We start from the raw sequence: 4,642 nt of genomic DNA, 5'->3' as shown, positions 1-4,642 counted from the left end.
AAAATGCGCTATGTCAAGCCAATGATGGCGGGCACACGCTGCCACATGCTGGCCATGTACGTCGTGCTGGAAAGCTATCTGGCCATGGTGGCCGATTACCCGGAGGCTTATGAAGGCCAGCCTGGTTTTGACTTTTTACAGAAAGTACCTACCGTCTGGGATGAGACAAAAGTGCTCAACGCCGAAGTGGGCGAATTTTTGACTGTTGCCCGCAGAAAAGGCAATGAATGGTATGTAGGTACGATCAATAACAGTACTGTCCGGGAGCTGAAGATCCCGCTTGACTTCCTGCCTTTAGGAACATTTAATGCTGAACTCTATTCCGATGGTCCGGAAACAGCGAAAGATCCGAATGGATTGGTGAAAGTCTCCAGGTCTGTTACCAATACCGGGTTTGTCACCGTAAAAATGGAGCCGGGAGGCGGACAGGTCATGCGGCTGCTGAAACAGTAGAGCCCAGCTTCGGGCAATACCATGACTATTGGCCATAACGATCTTTTTTAAAAATAATCCTGCAGGAAATATTCTTCAGTGTTGCAGTACAGTGAAGAATAAATATTCAGGTTTTTGACGTTGGTCTTCAGCCTTCTTTTCATGTGCACCAGCGGATGGTTTGTTTTGACATCAAGCAGCTTGCTGATCTCTTTATCTCCGTTTATAGCCCAGATTTTCTGCTCACCTTCTTTTATTTTGACCTGGTAGTGCTCATCCAGTATCTTAAACAAGGACCGGTTTTCCAGATTTCTGGAGGTAAACCTGGGCAGGCTCAGGTCCGTGATGAAAGTTTCCTCGTAGAGCAGCGGCATTTTATCCAGATACCTCAGCCGGGTAAAAAAGATGCAGCCACTGGCCCGTTCCTCTTCTTCCAGGTCATAAAAGAACCCGGCAGGCCAATCCTGCCTGATTGGTTTCTCAAGAATACTTGTGGTCAGCCCTTTGTCGCCAATACCGGCTGTTACTCCTCTCAGGGAAAGAATCCCCAGACCTTTTTTAGGTTCAGACACGATGCTTCCCTTTCCATGCCTGCGGGTAATGTATCCGGAGATGGTCAATGCGGAAAGCGCCTGCCTGATGGTCACCCTTGTAGTATTGTAAGTCTTGCAAAGGTCGTTTTCCGAAGGCAGCAGATCACCTTTTTTATAGGTTCCTTTTTCAATCAATATTTTCAGGTCGTCAATCACCTTTTGATACAAGGGCATCATTTCTTTTTTGTTCATCTTCGGTATACAGGTTGAGGGTAAAGGTAATCATTTAAAGAAAATATTTTTTAGACGGCAGCACTATATAAATATTGTCTTGTATATACAAGTTATGATTTCTTATTTGTATAATTGCCGGGTAGTTCGCACTGCTTGTGCGATTAACCAAATGTAACCCTGATGCACATTTTCAAAAGACTGGTCCGGATCTGTTTTCTCTTACTGCTTGTACTGCCGGGGCAAGCTGGGGTGTACGCACAGAACAAGCAAAAAATAGTGCTGTTTGACCTGGGCTATACCCTTAAACCGGACATGAAAAATGAAGCCAATGTGCGCATGGCCTGGGATCATGCACATACATTGGCTACCCTGCAGGGAATTGTCAACCAGAAATCACCAAGATTATATCTTTTCTTTATTGAAAATGCCGGGGTAAACATAGACCGCTACTGGTGGGATAAGTACCGTAAACCCGGCAAATGGCTGCACAACGCAGATACCCTGGTATACACTGATCTTATAAAACTGATCACTTCATTTAAACCGGATATCAAAGGCGCGGTTGTTTATGATCCTAAAGTGCCGGCAACCAGCAATGTGGCCTCTTCTGTAGCCGGGGCCGATGAACTTGTCGCCATCAGGTATGACCTCAGTGAAGGCAGCTTATACCGCAGGCTGGTACTGGAAGGACCGAAGATCCCTGTTAAAAAATGGCTGCTCAAACCGGACGGTACTTCCTTGTTTACAGGAAGGGGGACGATCCCTGATACCAAAAGAACTTCTTCAGGCTCTGCGAAGAACGACGCTTACCTCTGGTTTATAGAAAACTACATAAAAACCGGTAAATGCAATACGGCTTATGGCGCCTATTACCTCGATCAGCAATGGATGCTGAAACCTACCGCAACCCGCATCAATCACCATACCCTGTCCAATCACGATTTTTTCGTGAGCAAGAATGCTTTCTTTTACGATTTGAGTCCATGGGGCGATGAAACCGCAACAGACGATAGCACTCAGCAACCCGGCACAGACCTCAGCACACTAAAAGAATTTCTTTTGCTGGCTTATCAGCGCAATGGAAATGGCAACCAGTTTACGTACCTGGGCGGCTTTCCGCCCTGGGCCTATAAGTATACCAGGCATGCTGGGGGCAAGCACGAAGATGTAGAAACCGAGTGGGAATATTCCAGGGTCATCAGTGCCTACAATGCATTCAAAGATGCAGACGCCATAGGATTTGGCGCGCTGGCCAATGCTTCATTCTGGCAGCATTATCCTTTAAAAAAGATCTACAAGCAAAATTGGGTTACGCAGGACGAGTTAAAGAAAAAAGGTTACCTGGATGCTCAAGGTAAACTTCAGCTCAAGGACAAGAACTACTATATTTTCTATGTGGGCGATTATGATGCTTCCTCATGGCTGTCGCAAACCACGCCCGATATCTGGGACAGTCCGGACCGGGGCAAGGTGCCTTTGATGTGGAGCATCAGTCCGGTACTGGCACAGCGTGTACCCATGGCCATGGAATACAGAAGGGAAACCGCTACACCAAACGATTATTTTGCGGCAGCGGACAATGGCTCAGGCTACCTGATGCCGGGAATGCTGCAGGCGCCAAGGGCAATATCCGGTCTGCCTGACGCAGTAGACCAGTGGGCGAAACACAACGAACCGTATTATAAACAATGGGACCTTTCCATCACCGGCTTTGTAATAGACGGACTGGCACCGGCAATGAACAGCCGGGGCCTGGATGCCTATGCTAAATTTAGTCCAAACGGGATTGTGCCACAAAAAGTCCCGCTAACTTCGTTACATGCCAATATGCCTGTTTTGCGTGCCGGAGAAGATGTAAACCAGGACGATCCGGCTGAAGCCGCAAGGATCATTGTCAGCCAGATCCATAAAAGAAATATACCTTTCCATTGGTTCCGGAATATTTTGAAGGTACCTTCATGGCATGTTAGGGTAGTGGAGGAAGTGAAAAAGCTTGATCCCAAAGCGGAACTGCTGAACGCGCCAACCTTTTTTGAACTGTACAGGATTTACCTGAAAGAAAATCCGCAGGCGGCGGCAGGCAAAGCGCCATTTAATTAGGAATTGAAATTACCCGGATATAAAACAATAGTTATCAATGAAAGATTACAGATTAAACAGGTTATTCAACAGCAAATCAGGCAATTGCTTTGATGTAGCTATAGACCATGGTTTTTTTAACGAATACGGATTTTTACAAGGCATAGAAAACATCAGCAAAGCGGTAGATATATTGGTAAATGCCGCTCCCGATGCCATACAGCTTACCGTAGGGCAGGCACATTACCTGCAATCTGTTCCGGGAAGACAAAAACCTTCTTTGGTACTCAGGACCGATGTGGCCAATGTATATGGCAAAGAACTGCCCCGTGCCCTGTTCAGCCGGATGATCGAAAACCCTGTGGAGCAGGCGCTGAGGCTGGATGCCACCTGCGTGGTCGTCAATTTGTTCAGTATTCCGGGCGAGCCGGAAGTGACGGATCAGTGCATCCGGAACATTTTAAAGATAAAACCGGTATGCGAGCAGTACGCCATGCCCTTGATGATAGAGCCTTTGGTGTTCCGTCCGAATAAGGAAGCCGGAGGGTATATGGTAAACGGTGATCCGGAAAAGATCGTGCCGCTGGTCAGGCAAGGTGTAGAGCTGGGTGCAGACATCATCAAAGCCGATCCGACAGATGACGTGAACCAATACCATAGGATCGTGGAAATAGCCGGACGCATACCAGTACTGGTGCGCGGCGGAGGTAAGGCCAGCGACCGGGAGATCCTGGACCGGACTTATGGGCTGATGCAGCAGGGTGTAAAAGGAATTGTGTATGGCAGAAACGTAATCCAGCACGCAAATCCTGCCGGTATGACCAAAGCCCTGATGGCTATCGTTCATGAAGGCGCTAAACCGGCAGATGTAATTGACTATATCAGCAACTAAAATGAAACAGGTAAATATAGGCATCATAGGCGGCGGACTAATGGGCAGGGAAGCAGCCGGTGCATTTGGCAGGTGGTTTACACTCAACGATTTTCCTGTCAAAGCAGCACTTACGGCAGTATGCGACCTGAATGAGCAGGTACTTTCCTGGTACACATCGGTACCAACAGTAAAGCTGCTGACTACAGATTATAAGGAATTGCTGGGCGATCCGGATATAGATGTGGTTTATGTAGCCTTACCGCACAACCTGCATAAAGAATTTTATCTCGAGGTACTGGCTGCGGGCAAGGACCTTCTGGGTGAAAAACCTTTTGGTATCGATCTGGAAGATGCGCTGGCGATAAAGGCTGCGGTTAAAACACACGGCCGTTTCGTGAGGTGCAGTTCGGAAATGCCTTTCCTGCCAGGCCCGCAGAGGGTCATCAAAGAAATACAGTCGGGCAGATTAGGGCAGATCATAGAAATTAAG

Annotated in this window: 5 protein-coding genes; 4 read left to right on the top strand and 1 reads right to left on the bottom strand. The window is 47.5% G+C overall.

The window, feature by feature from the left end; all coding sequences use genetic code 11:
- Window positions 1–453, top strand: a 453-nt coding sequence (locus tag VK541_RS04505) for a glycoside hydrolase family 97 C-terminal domain-containing protein (protein ID WP_324367349.1), incomplete at its 5' end; no start/stop codon positions are given.
- 47 nt (window positions 454–500) lie between these two features.
- On the opposite strand, the gene VK541_RS04500 is transcribed toward VK541_RS04505, so the two are convergent.
- Entirely contained in the window at window positions 501–1,217 is a 717-nt protein-coding gene (locus VK541_RS04500; RefSeq protein WP_324367347.1) for a GntR family transcriptional regulator, read from the bottom strand.
- A 162-nt stretch (window positions 1,218–1,379) separates the two neighbouring features.
- Here VK541_RS04500 and VK541_RS04495 point away from each other — a divergent pair, with 162 nt between their 5' ends.
- The 3 genes from VK541_RS04495 to VK541_RS04485 all read left to right on the top strand — a co-directional run.
- On the top strand, window positions 1,380–3,299 hold the full coding sequence (locus VK541_RS04495; RefSeq protein WP_324367345.1) for a GxGYxYP domain-containing protein: 1,920 nt from the start codon (window positions 1,380–1,382) through the stop codon (window positions 3,297–3,299).
- A 37-nt stretch (window positions 3,300–3,336) separates the two neighbouring features.
- Window positions 3,337–4,170, top strand: coding sequence for a hypothetical protein (locus VK541_RS04490; protein ID WP_324367344.1), 834 nt, complete (start codon window positions 3,337–3,339; stop codon window positions 4,168–4,170).
- A 1-nt stretch (window position 4,171) separates the two neighbouring features.
- Window positions 4,172–4,642: Gfo/Idh/MocA family protein (locus VK541_RS04485; protein WP_324367342.1), on the top strand; the 471-nt coding region annotated here is incomplete at its 3' end.

Origin of the sequence: Pedobacter sp. (genome assembly GCF_035317785.1) — a bacterium.
GTDB lineage: Bacteria > Bacteroidota > Bacteroidia > Sphingobacteriales > Sphingobacteriaceae > Pedobacter.
The sequence above is the reverse complement of the archived record's forward strand: the minus strand, read 5'-3'. Positions and strand labels throughout refer to the sequence as shown.